This window comes from Annamia dubia NIES-4383, assembly GCF_055394725.1.
Genome location: NZ_AP025630.1, coordinates 413,276 through 427,257 on the forward strand (window position 1 = coordinate 413,276; position 13,982 = coordinate 427,257).

13 protein-coding genes are annotated in these 13,982 nt (G+C 33.9%); 7 read left to right on the forward strand and 6 right to left on the reverse strand.

Annotation, left to right across the window (positions count from 1 at the left end):
* Window positions 1–195: 195 nt before the first annotated feature.
* From Anndu_RS02070 to Anndu_RS02080, 3 genes are all read right to left on the reverse strand, one after another.
* The gene (locus Anndu_RS02070) at window positions 196–1,254 is read right to left on the reverse strand and encodes a D-alanine--D-alanine ligase family protein (protein ID WP_464102772.1); all 1,059 of its coding nucleotides are present in this window, start codon (window positions 1,252–1,254) and stop codon (window positions 196–198) included.
* 226 nt (window positions 1,255–1,480) lie between these two features.
* Window positions 1,481–2,008: a tetratricopeptide repeat protein gene (locus tag Anndu_RS02075; protein ID WP_464102773.1), complete on the reverse strand. Its 528-nt coding sequence runs from the start codon at window positions 2,006–2,008 to the stop codon at window positions 1,481–1,483.
* A 65-nt stretch (window positions 2,009–2,073) separates the two neighbouring features.
* A complete protein-coding gene (locus Anndu_RS02080) occupies window positions 2,074–2,853 on the reverse strand; it encodes a transporter substrate-binding domain-containing protein (RefSeq protein WP_464102774.1) in 780 nt (259 codons plus the stop codon).
* A gap of 132 nt (window positions 2,854–2,985) precedes the next feature.
* On the opposite strand from Anndu_RS02080, the gene plsX reads away from it, so the two are divergent.
* The 4 genes from plsX to Anndu_RS02100 all read left to right on the forward strand — a co-directional run bounded on the left by plsX (window position 2,986) and on the right by Anndu_RS02100 (window position 6,254).
* Window positions 2,986–4,038, forward strand: coding sequence for a phosphate acyltransferase PlsX (gene plsX / locus Anndu_RS02085; protein WP_464102775.1), 1,053 nt, complete (start codon window positions 2,986–2,988; stop codon window positions 4,036–4,038).
* A 40-nt stretch (window positions 4,039–4,078) separates the two neighbouring features.
* Window positions 4,079–5,062, forward strand: coding sequence for a beta-ketoacyl-ACP synthase III (locus Anndu_RS02090; RefSeq protein WP_464102776.1), 984 nt, complete (start codon window positions 4,079–4,081; stop codon window positions 5,060–5,062).
* Between the two features lie 230 nt (window positions 5,063–5,292).
* On the forward strand, window positions 5,293–5,661 hold the full coding sequence (locus Anndu_RS02095; protein WP_464102777.1) for an STAS domain-containing protein: 369 nt from the start codon (window positions 5,293–5,295) through the stop codon (window positions 5,659–5,661).
* A gap of 116 nt (window positions 5,662–5,777) precedes the next feature.
* Complete coding sequence (locus tag Anndu_RS02100; RefSeq protein ID WP_464102778.1) at window positions 5,778–6,254, forward strand: CYTH domain-containing protein; 477 nt, start codon at window positions 5,778–5,780, stop codon at window positions 6,252–6,254.
* 56 nt (window positions 6,255–6,310) lie between these two features.
* Here Anndu_RS02100 and trmB read toward each other — a convergent pair whose 3' ends face one another.
* The gene (trmB, locus tag Anndu_RS02105; protein ID WP_464102779.1) at window positions 6,311–6,952 is read right to left on the reverse strand and encodes a tRNA (guanosine(46)-N7)-methyltransferase TrmB; all 642 of its coding nucleotides are present in this window, start codon (window positions 6,950–6,952) and stop codon (window positions 6,311–6,313) included.
* Window positions 6,953–7,092: 140 nt separating this feature from the next.
* Between trmB and Anndu_RS02110 the strand changes: the two genes are divergently transcribed.
* Both Anndu_RS02110 and mazG read left to right on the forward strand, forming a co-directional pair.
* Entirely contained in the window at window positions 7,093–7,995 is a 903-nt protein-coding gene (locus Anndu_RS02110; protein WP_464102780.1) for a tetratricopeptide repeat protein, read from the forward strand.
* Between the two features lie 141 nt (window positions 7,996–8,136).
* Window positions 8,137–8,994, forward strand: coding sequence for a nucleoside triphosphate pyrophosphohydrolase (gene mazG, locus Anndu_RS02115; RefSeq protein ID WP_464102781.1), 858 nt, complete (start codon window positions 8,137–8,139; stop codon window positions 8,992–8,994).
* A 46-nt stretch (window positions 8,995–9,040) separates the two neighbouring features.
* On the opposite strand, the gene dnaB is transcribed toward mazG, so the two are convergent.
* Both dnaB and ffh read right to left on the reverse strand, forming a co-directional pair.
* The gene (gene dnaB / locus Anndu_RS02120) at window positions 9,041–10,378 is read right to left on the reverse strand and encodes a replicative DNA helicase (protein WP_464102782.1); all 1,338 of its coding nucleotides are present in this window, start codon (window positions 10,376–10,378) and stop codon (window positions 9,041–9,043) included.
* 141 nt (window positions 10,379–10,519) lie between these two features.
* Window positions 10,520–11,953: a signal recognition particle protein gene (gene ffh / locus Anndu_RS02125; RefSeq protein WP_464102783.1), complete on the reverse strand. Its 1,434-nt coding sequence runs from the start codon at window positions 11,951–11,953 to the stop codon at window positions 10,520–10,522.
* Window positions 11,954–12,380: 427 nt separating this feature from the next.
* On the opposite strand from ffh, the gene Anndu_RS02130 reads away from it, so the two are divergent.
* Window positions 12,381–13,736 carry an O-antigen ligase family protein gene (locus Anndu_RS02130; protein ID WP_464102784.1) on the forward strand — a complete coding sequence of 452 codons (1,356 nt, stop codon included), beginning with the start codon at window positions 12,381–12,383 and terminating at the stop codon, window positions 13,734–13,736.
* The last annotated feature ends 246 nt before the right edge of the window (window positions 13,737–13,982 follow it).

Here is a 13,982-nt window from a genome sequence, read left to right on the forward strand (position 1 = left end):
ACCGACTTTTGCTATTAGCCGTGAAATTCATTTCACGGCGGTATCAATACTTTAAGAGTTAACCCCTTGTAATTTACCCGCTTTGAAATAAATTTCAAAGCTAACAGTCATCGTTCAATAAATTGAACTAAAAATTGTATTTTAACCTCGACATTGAAAACACCCTGCTAAGGCTAAGGAAGGCTAGACGGTTATTTAATTATGTCTTTTTAAGGCTAATTGGATCAATTGATCTACTAAATCGCAAAAAGGAACGCCTGTGGCTTCCCATAACTGAGGATACATACTCAAAGCCGTAAAGCCCGGCAGGGTATTAATTTCATTGATTAAAATTTCGCCCGTTTCCTCAATATAAAAGAAGTCTAGCCTTCCCAAACCTGCACAGTCGATCGCTAAAAAGGCTTTAATCGCCATTTCTTGAATTTGTGAGGCTATTTCCTCTGGAATATTAGCCGGAATATATAAATTTGCTTTACCATCTGTATATTTTGTCTCATAATCATAAAAATCACTTTCAAAAGTAATTTCTCCAATTACAGAGGCTTTTGGTTGTTCATTTCCTAAAACCGCACATTCTACTTCTCTGGCTTTAACTCCTGCCTCCACAATTAAACGGCGATCGAAACTGGCCGCTTGATCAAGGGCTTGTTCCAATTCTTGACGGTTTTTAGCTTTGCTGATACCCACCGATGATCCTAAATTAGCAGGTTTAATAAAACAAGGATAGCCTAATAGACTCTCAATTTCATCACATAATTTAGGAAAAACACAGGGATTAGAATAGACTTGATCACGGGTAACGGCCAAATACTTTACCTGCGGTAATCCGGCTTGGGCAAAGGCTGATTTCATCGCTAATTTATCCATTCCCACACAAGAACCTAAAACCCCGCTACCCACATAAGGCTTTTGCATTAAAGTCAATAAGCCTTGAATTGTGCCGTCTTCACCGTTCGGCCCGTGTAAAATGGGAAACCAAAGATCAATTTGACTAACTTCAGGGGGAAAACTCCATAAATCTTTATTTTCTGCCTTTTCTGATTCTCCAAAAACTTCCCCAGTCTCTAATACTTTCTGAGCTATTTCTGAGCTTGTCCAAACTCCTGTTTTTTGAATATAAAAGGGTATAACCTCATATTTAGTCTGATTTTCAGGAGCGGTTAAAGCCTTGGCGATCGCCTGTGCGGATCTAATTGATACCTCATGTTCACCCGATCGCCCACCAAATAATAAACCAATTTGTAATTTAGTCATTAATTTTAATCTTTTGTTAAATTTAATTTTAAATTATTGTAACTTATTACTGTCAATTAAGTCATACCAATTTAATCAAGATCCGCTCAAAAATTGTCAATAAAAAAACTCCCCTCTCATGGTGATAGGGGGAGGGGCTGAAGCCAAATAAATATTTAAAAATTAAAAAGATTTTAGCTCTATTACATCAGTTTAGCCAATTATTATTACTTTAAATTGTAGCTATTTAACTAACAGGAACATAGCGTTTTTGTAAAGATTCAACTCGTTTTTTAGCTGTCTTATTTTCCGGGTCTAATTTTAAAGTTTCTTGATAGGTTTCGAGGGCTTGAGCATCTAATTTTTTCTTCTCATAAGCACTACCCAAATTATTAAAAGCAATTACATATTCAGGATTTAATTTTAAAGCTTCTTTATACTGTCTAATTGCTATGTCATAGTGTTCTTGAGCAAAATAAGCATAACCCATCGCATTATAAATTAAAGCCCGATTTTCTACTTCAACATCTTTATCTTTTAAAGCTTTTTCAAACAAACTAATGGCCTGAACAAATAATTTTTTTTGTAAGAAAATACTCCCCAATTCATAATATTCTTGAGGTGTACCTTTTTGCGATTGTAGTTTCTTTTGTAAACGGGAAAGATTAGATTGAACTTTACGGGTTTTAATAATTTGTTGCCCAATAAAAAAGGCCGCTATTAACAATATTATTATTAATAAACTTAGATACAAAATTGAAGATTCATTCATCATAATTTAAACTTAATTGGTTATTTTTATTAGTTATTTGTTATTAGTCATCAGTTAACTATTAACTGTCAACCGTCAATTGTCAACTGATAATAATTAATTCTTTCCTCTAACCATCCTTCCTGTTGCCATTGAGAGATGGCGGAGTTAACCTTTTGAGATAACTCAAGATATTGTAAACCTTTTGGCATCACAATGGCCAAAGCCTCCCCCGATAACACAGAAGTTAAACGATGATACATCGGAAATTCTTGCATCCAACCAGTAATTAAACTATAATCCCCTGCAAAAGCATCAAATTGTCCTGATTCTAACCCATAAAAAGCCTCTAAATAGGAATCAACTCCAATTAATTGAGCCTCTGGTAAACGATTTCTGACCACTGGGATGGTGTTAGAATAATTTAAAACGGCAATTTTTTTAAATCTTAAATCTTGAATAGATTGAATTTGAGCATTATTCGTAATAAAACCCGTAGGATCCCAATAATAAAAAGAACTAAAATTCACCACACGAGTGCGAGAAGGGGTAATACTTACCCGCGCGATCGCTAGATCTACCGTTCCATTTAAGACCAAATTTAAACGATCTTGATTTTGCACAGCAATCAATTCTACCGCATTACCATCTCCTAATAAGTCTTGAGCCAAACGCCTCGCAATATCAATTTCTAAACCCTGTAAATTACCCTGATCATCACGAAAACCCAAAGGGCGATAATTATCTTTAACAGCAATGATTAATTGTCCTCTTTTCTCAATTTCAGACCATTGTGCCGCTTTTAAAATTGAAGAATTGCCCAATAAATTAAACAAAATTAAAGTTAAAAATAAAATCAATTTTTTCATAATAAATTAGTCACTCATCCTTTGAGCTTAATTTATTTTACCCTAATCATTCTCAGTTGACAATTGTTAAAAGTGACCCGATCGCTGGTAAAATCAGTAAGGCTTTCATAAAAACACAGCAATGACTGAATCATGCGAGTAAAAATTGCAATAGACGCAATGGGAGGAGATTATGCCCCCAATGAAATCATCGAGGGAGCGGTTAAAGCTTCCCAAGAATTAGATGTAGAGATTATTTTGGTGGGTGAAACTCAGCAAATTAAATCCTATTTACAACAACATCATCCTGATTGTGCTAATTTACAAATAGTTGAGGCTCAAGGGGTGGTAGATATGAACGAAAAACCCTTAACGGCTTTACGGCGTAAACCTCAAGCCTCCATTAATGTGGCCATGAGCTTGGTTAAACAAGGCCTAGCCGATGGGGTGGTATCCGCCGGACATTCGGGGGCGGCCATGGCGGCCGGTTTTCTTCAGTTAGGTAGGATCAAGGGGATCGATCGCCCAGCCATCGGTACTGTTTTTCCCACGATCCGCCCTGATAAATCGGTGATTATCCTTGATGTGGGTGCTAATGTGGACTGTCGCCCTAAATATCTGGAACAATATGCGATTATGGGTTCGATTTATAGTAAATATGTGCTAGGGATTGAAAATCCCCAAGTGGGTTTACTGAATATGGGGGAAGAACCAAACAAGGGCAATGATCTAGCCATTAAAACCTATCAACTTTTAAAAGATAATCCTCAAATTTCTTTTCGTGGTAATGCGGAGGGTAGAGATGTTTTATCAGCAGATTTTGATGTGATCGTTTGTGATGGTTTTATTGGTAATATTTTGCTCAAATTTGCTGAGGCGATCGGCGAGGTTATGTTACAAATTCTCAAAGAGGAGTTACCTAAAGGTATTCAAGGCAAAATAGGGACACTTTTATTAAAACAAAATTTAAGAAATATTAAACAAAGAATTGATCATGCTGAACACGGAGGAGCTTTATTATTTGGGGTTCCGGGGGTTTGTATTATCAGTCATGGTAGTTCTAAGGCCGCTTCTATTTTTAGTGCTATTCGCAATGGAAAACAAGCCATTGAAAATCAAGTTATGCCAAAAATGAAGGCTTATCTTGAAGAAACTCACCATCACGGTGAACAGTTAACAACGTCTGAAGACGAAACTCAAAATTAATTATTTAAAATTATCAAGATGGAGAAAAACCTTGAAACAAATGGGAATTAGTTTTACGGGAACGGGATCGGCTACCCCCGCTAAAATGCTAGTTAATCAAGATTTAAGTCATTTAGTGGATACTAATGATGAATGGATCCGCACTCGCACAGGGATCAAAACTCGTCATCTGGCCTCGGAAACCGAGTCATTAAGTCATTTAGCACTTAAGGCCGGGCAAAAAGCTTTATCTATGGCTAAAATTCACCCTTCTGAATTAGATTTAATTATTTTAGCCACTTCAACGGCGGATGATCTATTTGGCACGGCCGCCCAAGTTCAAGGCTTATTAGGGGCAACAAATGCAGTGGCTTTTGATCTAACGGCCGCTTGTTCTGGTTTTGTTTTTGCTTTAGCTACGGCTTCTCAGTTCATTCGGACTGGTGTTTATCAAAAAGCTTTAATTATTGGGGCTGATATTCTGTCACGGTGGGTAGACTGGAGCGATCGCACCACTTGCGTGTTATTTGGGGATGGGGCTGGGGCTTTAGTTTGTCAAGCATCGGACAAAGAAGATCGCCTTTTGGGCTTTGATCTCAATAGTGATGGCACACAAAACCACTCTTTAAATTTGGCTTATAACGGTAAAACTAAATATTTAATTCATGATGTATCTATTCGTCAAGGCAATTTTGCGCCCATTCAGATGAATGGCCGTGAAGTTTATCGTTTTGCGGTAGCGAAAGTCCCAGAGGTAATAGAAAAAATCTTAGTCCAAACCAATCTTAATACTAATGATATAGACTGGTTAATTTTACATCAAGCTAACCAAAGAATTTTAGAAGCCGTGGCCAAAAGATTAAATATACCTGACGAAAAAGTAATTAGTAATTTAAGCCATTATGGTAATACTTCGGCCGCCTCCATACCTTTAGCTTTAGATGAAGCGGTTAGACAAGGTAAAATTAAAAACGGTCATCTTATTGCTACATCCGGTTTTGGGGCTGGGTTAAGTTGGGGAGGAGCAATTTTTAAATGGGGATAAAAGATAACTTAATGATTAGAAAAAATCAAGATTGATTAACATTAAATTTATCAACAGTAAAATTATTATAAAATATTAATAAACTAAAATTTTACATCTAATTTTAAGCTTTGATCTTCTGTTAGTGAACTAATTTTTTTGCTAGAAATCAAGTTAGAATATATTATAATTATTTAAAAATAAATTTTATACTTTATTGATTTTTAACCAAAATCAACATGGAGGAAATAGTGATTCAAATTGACCAAACAAGGTATATCACCCAAGATGGAACGGAAGTAATTGTTTTAAGCCCTAGAGGGCGACTAGATATTACAACCGCTTGGCAATTTCGCTTAAAATTGCAAGAGTGTATCTCAAAATTAAGTCCCCATCTGGTGGTTAATTTAGGGAGTGTTAATTTTATTGATAGTTCTGGCTTAACTTCCCTTGTGGCGGGAATGCGAGATGCGGATAAAGTGAAAGGCAGTTTTCGGATCTGTAATGTACATCCAGAGGCGAAATTAGTTTTTGAAGTAACAATGATGGACACTGTTTTTGAAATTATGGAGACTGAAGAAGAAGCTCTTGAGGGTGTTCCCCGTAGTATTACGGGTTAACATTCATTTGTTATTTTTTATTTTTTTGATTAAGGATTATTAATTAAATTAGTTTTAACTTATTAATTAATAGTTCCTAATTATTATTTAAGATTTATTACTTATTATTTAATTTCATGGGTATTGAAATAGAACGTAAATTTTTAGTTAAAGGTGATCAATGGCGTAATTTAGGAAAGGGAAAAGTTTATCGCCAAGGTTATTTTCCCACCGCCGGAAATTGCACGATTAGGGTTAGAATTGTGGGAGAAAATGCTTTTTTAACGATTAAGGGTAAAACTATTGGTAATACTCGTTCTGAATATGAATATCCCATTGGGCTAATTGATGCTCAAGAGATGTTAGATCATCTTTGCGATCGCCCTTTAATTGAGAAAATTCGTTATGAAATTTGTATTAATAATTTAACATGGGAAGTAGATGAGTTTACGGGGGAAAATGAGGGGTTAATTGTGGCAGAAATTGAGTTAAAATCAGAGGATCAAAAGATAGAAATTCCTGCTTGGATCGGGGAAGAAGTATCAGGACAAGCTCAATATTATAATGTTAATTTAGTTAAAAATCCCTATTCTCAATGGGTGATTAAGAGTTAGTAAATAATTTCCCCCTGCCCTAATTTAAAGGGGTTAGGGGATAAATTTAAAAATAATTAATCAATTTTTCTGAGATATAAAGCCCGATAAACAGGGGCATTTTTATTAATAGTTGCTATTTCTCTTTCGGTGGCAATGGGCAAGGGGTTAGATTCTAACCAAGGGGTTGAATGTTGTAAGATAAAATGCTGATTTTTATTAAAATAACTGCAAATTTGGAGGGCAATTTCTTCAACATCAGATTGAATAAAAATTTTAGTTTCTGGTAAGATAAATTGAGCTAAAATATTAACAAATTCTGGAGTAACAACCCTTCTTTTATAATGTTTTTTCTTAAACCAAGGATCGGGAAATTGAATTGTAATCCATTTTAAATTTTCGAGGGGTAAAGTTTGTAATAAATCAGCCAAAGATACATTAATATTACAGAATAAATAATGAAGATTAGTTAAGTTTAAATAATCCCTTTCTAAATTACTTTCATTGACTAAAGGTTCTCTAATTTCTACCCCTAAAAAATTAAAATCAGGATGAATTTTCGCCATTTCTAAAATAAATTCACCCCTTGCACAACCAATATCAAGATGTAAAGGTTGATTGATTTTAGCATAAATTTTCTGCCAATCGGGAAAAGTGACAGTTTGTTGAAATTTTCTGGCTAAAGGGTTAACGTGCTGACGAATACGAATTTTACGCAATGATTTACAATTAAATTTACTAAGGACAACAAAATTTATATTTTACCGTATCTTCACTACACCATTGAGAATTGCTATATAATAAATTAAATTAAACTAAGGAAAGTTTTTTTATTGAAATAAGATTTTATTTTAAATTAATGATGAATAATTCTCAAAGTAAAGGCAAAACAGGACTTTATCTTTTATTAATCTTGATGATCTTAGTTTTAGGTGGTTTTTCGGCCTATCCCTATTTTCAAGAGTTTTTACAAACACAACAAACTCAAACTAATGGGGTTAACTCCCAAACTCCTGCGGCCGAAACTGTTTCCCTCACTAGCCAAGAACAAGAAAAATTAACCCAACAAGCTCAAGGTTATGAAATGTTTTTACAACAAGAACCCGATAACCAAACCGCTTTAAAAGGTCTATTACAAATTAGATTACAACAGGGTGACATCAAAGGTGCGCTTACTCCTTTAGAAAAATTAGCACAATTAAACCCTCAACAAATAGATTATCAAATTTTATTAGCTCAAACTAAACAACATTTAGAGGATTATGAGGCTTCTGCTCGAATTTATCGTAATATTTTAACTAATGATGCTGGTAATATTAAAGCTTTAAATGGCCTTGTTAATTTATATTTAGCTCAAAATTTGCCTGAAGGTGCGATCGCTCTTTTACAGGAAACTCTTAAAACTGCTAATAGTGCAAATACTCAGAAAACTCAACAAATTGATCTAACCTCCGTACAATTGATTTTAGGTCAGGTTTATGTGCAACAGGCACGTTATACTGAGGCGATCGCCGTTTATGATCAGGCGATCGAAAATAATAAAACTGATTTTCGCCCAGTTTTAGCTAAGGCTTTTGTCTTCCAAAGACAGGGTAAAAATGAAGAAGCGAAACCCTTATTTACTTCTGCCATGTCATTAGCTCCGGCTAAATATAAAGATCAAATTAAACAAATGGCTTTACAGCCCACCACAGCGAAAACACAAAAACTTCAAAATAACAATCAAAATACGCCCAAAACACCTATCATTCCCCAACCGTAAATAATTGACGAAAAACAATAATAATCAGTTATGATTTAGATTTTAGCGAAAAATCTAATTAACAACGAAAGATAACTTTTTTTGACAGTAACCAGTTAACAATTATCTTAATTCAATTAACTAAATTAAATACTTTAATTTATGAGTAAATCATTAAATCAAAATCAATCACAAGCGGTATTAGAAGCAATTAATAATTTAATTCAAGTTGTAGCACAGTTAAGAGAGCCAGAGGGGGGATGCCCTTGGGATCTTGAGCAAACTTCAGAAACATTAATTCCCTATATTATTGAGGAAGCTTATGAAGTAGTTGATGCGATTAAAAGGGGTGATCAAAAAGAGATAGCTGAAGAATTAGGAGACTTATTATTACAAGTAGTATTACAGGCACAAATAGCTAGTGAAAAACAACATTTTAGTTTAACAGAAATTGCGCAAGGAATTACCGAAAAAATGATCCGCCGTCATCCCCATGTTTTTGGCAATTTAGAAATTAAAAATGTAGAAGAAGTCCATCAAAATTGGGAAAAAATTAAAGCGAAGGAAAAAGGGGAAACGGAAGAAAAAACTCAATTATTAAGTTATCAATTAAGCCGTTATGCAAGGAGTATGCCCCCTTTAATGGCAAGTGTGAAAATGGCAAAAAAGGCCGCTCAATTTGGTTTTGAATGGGATCAGATTGAACAAGTTTGGGATAAATTTCATGAAGAATTAAAAGAGTTTGAAGAAGCAGTAGAAACGGATAATAAAGAACATCAAAAAGAAGAATTAGGGGATGTATTATTTACTTTAATTAATGTAGCAAGATGGTATGATCTTGATCCTTTTTCTGCTTTACAAGCAACTAATCAAAAATTTATTAAAAGACTTGCTTTAATGGAAAAATTTGCCGATCGCCCTTTAACGGAATATAAATTACAAGAATTAGATCAATTTTGGGATCAAGCCAAACAACATTTAAAAGATTTAAAAGAACAAAAATTGAATGAATTTGATTAAAGTTTTACAAAAAAATGCCTCTTGATCTGGCTGTTAAGTCAATCATCTAATGATGATGAGCCAAATTATCAAATTTAGTCAATTCTGGTTTAAATAATAATTTAACTGTACCCGTAGGCCCATTACGATGTTTAGCAATAATAATTTCTGCGATGTTTCTATCAACCGAATCAGGATTATAATAACTATCACGATATAACATCATAACTATATCGGCATCCTGTTCAATACTTCCACTTTCCCTCAAATCAGATAACATTGGGCGTTTATTTGTTCTTTGTTCAACTCCCCTACTTAACTGAGATAAAGCAATCACAGGGACATTAATTTCCCTTGCTAAACCTTTTAATGATCGGGTAATTTTTGATAATTCTTGAACTCGATTATCTCCCCCCCCTTCCATTAATTGTAAATAATCTAATAATACTAATCCTAAATCCCCTTTTTCTGCTTGTAAACGTCTTACTTGTGAACGCATTTGAGTAACAGTTAAATTTGCGGTATCATCAATATAAATGGGTAAACCGGATAACTCTCCTACTGCAAGGCTTAAAGGCTCAAATTCCTGTTGACTAATGCGCCCAGATCTTAAGCGATTACTTTCAATTTCAGACTCAGAAGATAGGAGTCTTTGTGCCAATTGTTCCCGTGACATTTCTAAACTAAAAATGGCCACAGGTAGCTCACTTTTCGCAATATTAAAGGCAATATTGAGGGCAAAAGCGGTCTTGCCCATTGATGGCCTTCCTGCTACAATAATTAAATCAGATCTTTGAAAGCCACTGGTATAAGCATCTAAATCATAAAAACCGCAAGGAATACCGGGTAAACTAATATTTTGATGTAAGTTTTCAATATCATTAAATGTTTGGATCAATGTATCAGCAATTGGCACTAAACCTTCCTGTACTCTTTCTTGAGTTAATTTAAAAATTTTCTGTTCTGCTTCATCAAAAACCTGTTCTAATTCTTTCGTTGTATCATATCCTAAATCCGTAATTTCATGCCCCGCACTAATCAATTCTCTACGGATAAATTTATCCATAATTAAGTCAGCATAACGATCAATATTAACTGCTGAAACAGTACGATCTACTAACTGTGCTAAAGTGTTAATTCCCCCTATTTTTTCTAATAAATTATGATCTTGTAAATGGGCGCTAACTGTCATTAAATCTGTTGGTTTTCCTTGTGCATGAAGGGTTAAACAAGCTTCATAAATATGTTGATTTGCTTTAACATAAAATGCCTCAATTGTTAGGATATGAACAATTCTTCCAATTGCTTCAGGATCGAGTAAAATTCCCCCTAAAATTGCCGATTCTGCTTCTATATTTTGGGGGGGAATTGATGTATTATTTTCTGGTTTTTGAAAGTCCGCCATATTATTTATTATTTATTATTAGTCATTGATCATTTGTTATTTGTTATTAGTGGAACAGGCATCTTGCCTGTTACAAATTATCAAACAGGCAGGATACCTGTACTACTTACTGGTCACTGGTAACTGGTCACTGATCACTGTTTAAAGTGTGCCAAAGCCTTTTTTCTTTTTCTTTTTCTTAGTGGGTGCGCCACCTCGAAAACCTTGCATTCCCTGCATTCCACCCATTCCGGGCATACCTCCACCCATGCCGGGCATTCCGGGCATTCCGGGAAAATTCCCTAAACTCATTTGTTTCATCATACTACGCATACGGGTAAAATCACTCACTAATTTTGATACATCTTTTTCTTCAAAACCTGAACCTTTAGCAATCCGGCGGCGGCGATTAGGTTCTTTTGCTAATAAATCGGGGTTTTTTCTCTCATCAACCGTCATAGAATTAATCATTGATTCTACTCTTTTTAACTGATTTTCTCCTTTTTCAATATCAGCATTACTGAGTTTATTCATCCCCGGAATCATTTTTAATAAGCCGCCAAATGATCCCATTGTTTTCATTAATTTCATCTGTTTGAGAAAATCATCAAAATCAAATTTAGCCTCTAAAATTTTTGACTGCATTTTCTCAACGTCACCAATATCAATGGCTTCCTGTGCTTTTTCCACTAAGGTTAGGATGTCACCCATATTTAAAATTCGGGACGCAATGCGATCGGGATAAAAAGGCTCTAAAGCCTCTACTTTTTCCCCTACCCCCACAAATTTAATCGGTTTACCCGATACTAACCGCACCGATAAGGCCGCCCCTCCTCTGGTATCACCATCTAATTTTGTGAGGATTGCGCCTGTAATACCGATCTGATCCTGAAAAGTACGGGTTAAGTTGGCCGCTTCTTGCCCTGTCATGGAGTCAACCACAAGCAAGGTTTCATCGGGCTTAACGGTTTCTTTAATATTTGCCAACTCCGCCATCATATCCTGATCGATCTGCAAACGGCCGGCGGTGTCTATAATAACGGTATCAACCTTTAATTCTTTGGCTTTTTCCATACCTTGACGGGCGATCTCCACTGGATCCGCATCATTGCCAAGGTGAAACACTGGTACATCGATCTGTTCTCCAAGGGTGATCAACTGATCGATCGCCGCCGGACGATAAACGTCTGTAGCCACCATTAAAGCGGTGCGTTCCTGTTTGCGCAGATAAAGGGCAAGTTTAGCGGTGGCGGTGGTTTTACCCGTACCCTGTAGCCCCGCCATTAAAATGACGGTGGGGGCGGTGTCGGCTTGGACAAGGGGGACATTGCTTTCCCCCATCAATTTTACCAGTTCATCATAAACAATTTTAATAAATTGTTGGCCGGGGTTAACTCCGGCGATAACTTCTGCGCCTTGGGCTTTTTTCTCGATCTCGGCGATAAAAGTTTTCACAACTTCAAGGTTAACATCGGCACTTAATAAGGCTCGGCGCACCTCTTGTAAGGCTTCTTTGATGTTGCCAGAGGTAATTTTATCGTGACCTTTTAATTTTTTCCATGCACTTTCTAGGCGATCGGCTAATGCGTCAAACATAATAATTTACTGTATTTTTTTATATAATTTAGATTTACTACTTTAACATTTTCTTAGACAAAAAAAAAGATTTTGTTGATCAAAATTTTAACTGATTTTTAATGTTAAGACCTTAAAAATTAGAAAATAATGGATAATTTCTAATACAAATAGTTTAATTTCTTCTACTATTGATGTTAGTCTAAAAATCTATTTTAAGGCAGAGCTTGAATTTTATTTTTTTGATCTTATTTTGACATAAATTTTTAATTTAATAATGAGCATCAACTAATATTAACTTAATTTAGTTAATTTATGATCGAGTTTTTTGATAGATTTTAATTTTTTGATCAAAGAAATATTTTAAAACTATGTTAAAATTTTAGGTATAATCTTTTAAAGATTATAACACTATTATTAAATAATTTAAGAATTTTTATATTAAATAATGCCTGAACAAATTGATCAAGCTTTTGCACAAAAATCTATTAAGTTCCCTCCTCCAAAAATTTGGATATTATTTCAAGTTGGAGTTTTAATTTTTCCCATAATTCCTTCTTTCGGTGGGGTGTTAATTTTTATTACTATGATTTTAAGATGGATTAAATATAATAAAATAAATCAAAAAAGTTTGTTAAATAAAATTTTAGCGGTTTTAAGTATTTGGTTAATTATTACTTCTTGTTTTGCAACCTATGCTCAAGAAGCTTTTTTAGGATTGGCTAATTATTTACCTTTTTTCTTCGCTTTTTCTTCTCTTTATCTGTTATTTAATCATCCTAGTCAATTACGACAAATTGCTTGGTTAATGGTTATTCCTTCTTTTTTTGTTGTTATTTTAGGCCTAGGACAATTATTTTTAAATTGGCATATTCCCTATCTTTTAGATTGGGAATTAGTAACAGGTGGAGTGCCTAAAGGTAGAATGTCATCTGTTTTTCTTTATGCTAATTTTTTGGCTATTTATTTACAAATAACTTTCATTTTGGCTTTAGGTTTATGGGTTGAAATATATCAAAATTTAATACAAAAAAAATCGCTGTTCTCTAATCTTAATCATCCTAATTATCCTTTTATTTTTCCTGAAAAATTCAATAATTTTTATCAAAATCAAATCTTTATTTTTTTGAATGTAACCTTAATTTTAGATATTATTGGCTTAATTTTAACCAGTTCTCGTAATAGTTGGTTAATTAGTTTTATCGCTGTTATTTGTTTTTTATTTGATCGGGGTTTATATCAAATAATTTTAGGTTTAATATCTATGATTTTAACTATTATTTGGTCAGCGATCGGGGCTGATCCTGTTAAAACATGGTTAAGAAAAATCATTCCGATGTATATTTGGGGTAGATTATCTGATGAAATGTATCCCGATCGCCCCGTAGAAATGTTAAGAATAACTCAATGGAAATTTACAATTAACTTAATTCAAGAACACCCTTTTACAGGTTGGGGTTTAAGAAATTTTACCCCACTTTACGAACAAACATCTAATTTATGGTTAGGCCATCCCCATAATTTTTATTTAATGTTTACGGCGGAAACTGGTATAATTGGGATTGCTTTATTAGGAATTTTTATAGGAATTATTATCTATCAAAATCTTTTATTATTAAAACAATTAACCTCCAAACATCAAGATTATTTAATAATTTTTACCTATTTAATAGCTTTTGCTAGTTGTATGTTATTTAATTGTTTTGATGTTAGTTTATTTGACTTAAGAGTTAATGTTTTAACATGGATTTTGTTGTTCGCTTTAGGCGGTTTAGCTACTGTTAAAGTAAAAACTTTAATCTAACATTTAAGTATAAATTCTATCGAGACTTGATCCCAAAGTCTCCACAAAATATTTTAACAACAAAAAAAGTGTTTATTAAAATTTTGTTAAGAAATCAAATGTTAAGTAAAATAACTAATTTAATCCTAAACAACAAGATAGTGGCACAATATAATTAAATTAAGTTTGCAGTAAAAAGTAGATTTTCACTAGCTCAATCTTAATTAAAATTTAAAGAGTTAATCCTAAACTAATTATTAAACTAAA

Coding starts and splice junctions, on each gene's coding strand:
- ffh (WP_464102783.1), bottom strand. CDS start 11,953: ATGTTTGACGCATTAGCCGATCGCCTAGAAAGTGCATGGAAAAAATTA.
- mazG (WP_464102781.1), top strand. CDS start 8,137: ATGAGTAAATCATTAAATCAAAATCAATCACAAGCGGTATTAGAAGCA.
- Anndu_RS02075 (WP_464102773.1), bottom strand. CDS start 2,008: ATGATGAATGAATCTTCAATTTTGTATCTAAGTTTATTAATAATAATA.
- Anndu_RS02130 (WP_464102784.1), top strand. CDS start 12,381: ATGCCTGAACAAATTGATCAAGCTTTTGCACAAAAATCTATTAAGTTC.
- Anndu_RS02110 (WP_464102780.1), top strand. CDS start 7,093: ATGATGAATAATTCTCAAAGTAAAGGCAAAACAGGACTTTATCTTTTA.
- Anndu_RS02090 (WP_464102776.1), top strand. CDS start 4,079: ATGGGAATTAGTTTTACGGGAACGGGATCGGCTACCCCCGCTAAAATG.
- dnaB (WP_464102782.1), bottom strand. CDS start 10,378: ATGGCGGACTTTCAAAAACCAGAAAATAATACATCAATTCCCCCCCAA.
- Anndu_RS02070 (WP_464102772.1), bottom strand. CDS start 1,254: ATGACTAAATTACAAATTGGTTTATTATTTGGTGGGCGATCGGGTGAA.
- Anndu_RS02080 (WP_464102774.1), bottom strand. CDS start 2,853: ATGAAAAAATTGATTTTATTTTTAACTTTAATTTTGTTTAATTTATTG.
- Anndu_RS02100 (WP_464102778.1), top strand. CDS start 5,778: ATGGGTATTGAAATAGAACGTAAATTTTTAGTTAAAGGTGATCAATGG.
- plsX (WP_464102775.1), top strand. CDS start 2,986: ATGCGAGTAAAAATTGCAATAGACGCAATGGGAGGAGATTATGCCCCC.